This is a genomic window from Catonella sp. (assembly GCF_052173895.1).
Lineage (GTDB): Bacteria > Bacillota > Clostridia > Lachnospirales > Lachnospiraceae > Catonella.
In genome coordinates this window covers 1-2,504 of the sequence record NZ_JBQMXS010000107.1, presented here as the reverse complement: position 1 = coordinate 2,504, position 2,504 = coordinate 1, and the positions used below count along the sequence as shown (strand labels likewise).

The following is a 2,504-nucleotide window of genomic DNA, read 5'->3' as shown; positions in this document are numbered from 1 at the left end:
GAAGACCGTCGGAATACCTTCTTCCCGGCATTACACGACCTGTAAACTCATCTACTATAAGCACTTCCTCATCTTTTACTATATAATCTTGATCTCTAAACATAAGGTTATGTGCACGAAGTGCAAGTATAATATTATGCTGTATTTCAAGATTCTCAGCATCTGCAAGGTTTTCAATATTAAAGAATTTCTCTACCTTAGCAACTCCGTCAAGGGTAAGACTTACATTCTTATCTTTTTCATTTACAATGAAATCTCCTGTTTCAACTACATCCTCTCCCATGATAGCATCTATCTTACTAAGTTCCTTATTTGCCTCTCCCTTTTTAAGCTGTCTTGCCAAAATGTCGCAGAGCTCATAAAGTTTAGTAGACTTACCACTCTGACCGGAAATAATAAGAGGAGTTCTAGCCTCATCTATAAGTACTGAGTCAACCTCATCAATTACTGCATAATGGAGGTCTCTCTGAACAAGCTGATTTTTATAAATAACCATGTTGTCCCTAAGATAATCAAAGCCCAGTTCATTATTGGTCGCATAAGTAATGTCACAGTTATAAGCTTCTCTTCTCTCTTCAGGCTCCATATCATTTAAAATACAACCTACAGTAAGGCCTAAGAAAGTATGTACCTGTCCCATCCACTCACTATCACGCTTTGCAAGATAATCGTTGACAGTAACAACATGTACACCCTTTCCTTCAAGAGCATTAAGGTAAACAGGCATAGTAGATACAAGTGTTTTACCTTCACCTGTACGCATCTCTGCTATTCTTCCCTGATGAAGTATAATACCACCCATAACCTGAACCCTATATGGTTTCTGTTCAAGTGTTCTCCAAGCAGCCTCACGCACTACTGCGTAAGCCTCAATAAGCAAATCATCAAGAGTCTCGCCCTTACCTAGTCTCTCTTTAAATTCAGCTGTCTTAGCCTTAAGCTCCTCATCACTTAGTGCTTCCATCGCAGGTTCTAACTCTTCTATTTTATCAACTGCAAACTTAAGCTTTTTAACTTCTCTCTCACTATGGCTTCCAAAAATCTTTTCAATAAAACTCATAATCTTCCTCTTTTACTCATCATTTTTCCTAAAATCAGGATAAGATATATCAGCATAACTCTTGATATATTAACTCATACTATCTATTTTAACATTACTTTGGGTATGTTTCAATAAAAAAATGCCCCAAAGGGCATTTTTTACATTTTGTTCACATTATATATTATGTAAAGTGCCAAAATAAGACATTCTAGTACAAAAAATAATTATAAGTAAACTCTCTTAATTTTGGCACTTATAACTCCCCTAATCTTAGAACTCAGGCTCTATAAGACCATAATCACCATTTTTTCTCTTATACACCACATTTACTTCATCAGTTTCAGCATTTCTAAATACATAGAAACTATGATTAAGAAGTTCCATCTGTACACAAGCCTCTTCAGGATCCATAGGCTTTACAGCAAATCTCTTAGTTCTTATAACCTTTACTTCCTCATCATCATATTCATCTTCCTGCATAAATTCAGATGTAAAATTACTTGCACTCTGTTTCGAATCTACTATCTTTGTCTTATATCTCCTTAACTGCCTCTCAATAATATCCTCAACAAGATCAATAGAAACATACATATCATCGCTAACTTGTTCAGCCCTTATTATATGCCCCTTGACCGGAACAGTAACTTCTATTTTCTGCCTGTCTTTTTCAACCTTGAGCGTTACATGCACTTCAGTATCCGGCGTGAAATAATGCTCTAACTTACCAAGTTTCTCTTCAACAGCATTCCTAAGTCCATCAGTAACATTTGTTCCTCTGCCGCTAATAACATATTTCATACAATACCTCTTTTCCGCTGCAGTTCTTTGTAGCAGCTCTAGATTATGCCCATCATATATATGGGTTTAGTGCTAACTTTATTATACTATAAGTCCACCAAAAAATCAAATACATTTATATTTCCTTATATTATTGTCTGAATATTTACTATATTATATATAATTGTATTCTTTCTTTTATGTCAAGTCTGATTTTAATATTTTAGTCTATTTTGTATGTTTTTATCAATACAAACAAAACAAATTTTCATCCTTGACATACATAGACCACTTAATATTTTTGTGGATAATGTGGATAACTCTGTGTATAACCTTTTATAAGCCATGTATTTCATAAAATTATGTGGATAAACTGTGAAGATTTCTTTTCTAAACAAATCTTTACTCTTTATTTATATTAATATTTTTACTTTACTTTGTACAATTTGCACAAATAATTATTTGTCAAGTTTTTTATTAAATTTATTTAATTTGGAAAATTCAGAAAATTTATTCTGTTTAACAAAAATTATAAATATGTGCGACTTCTATTTAAATAACTATTTTTCTTTTTCATTGAGTTATTTTAGAGTTTTCAGTTCTCATAAAATAAAAGCTATCAGAGTGCCGAAAACGGCACTTTCTGATAGCTTTTAAAACTTATCTAATCTTTCTTCTTATAATC

General features: G+C 32.8%; 2 protein-coding genes. Both read right to left on the bottom strand.

The window, feature by feature from the left end; all coding sequences use genetic code 11:
- Nucleotides 1–1,060: DEAD/DEAH box helicase (locus ACTTG8_RS10245; protein ID WP_442562006.1), on the bottom strand; the 1,060-nt coding region annotated here is incomplete at its 3' end.
- Between the two features lie 252 nt (nt 1,061–1,312).
- Nucleotides 1,313–1,840, bottom strand: coding sequence for a ribosome hibernation-promoting factor, HPF/YfiA family (gene hpf / locus ACTTG8_RS10240; protein WP_442562005.1), 528 nt, complete (start codon nt 1,838–1,840; stop codon nt 1,313–1,315).
- Nucleotides 1,841–2,504 lie beyond the last annotated feature (664 nt).

Excerpts from the sequence above, each read along its gene's own strand:
- hpf (WP_442562005.1), bottom strand. The coding sequence starts at position 1,840 with ATGAAATATGTTATTAGCGGCAGAGGAACAAATGTTACTGATGGACTT.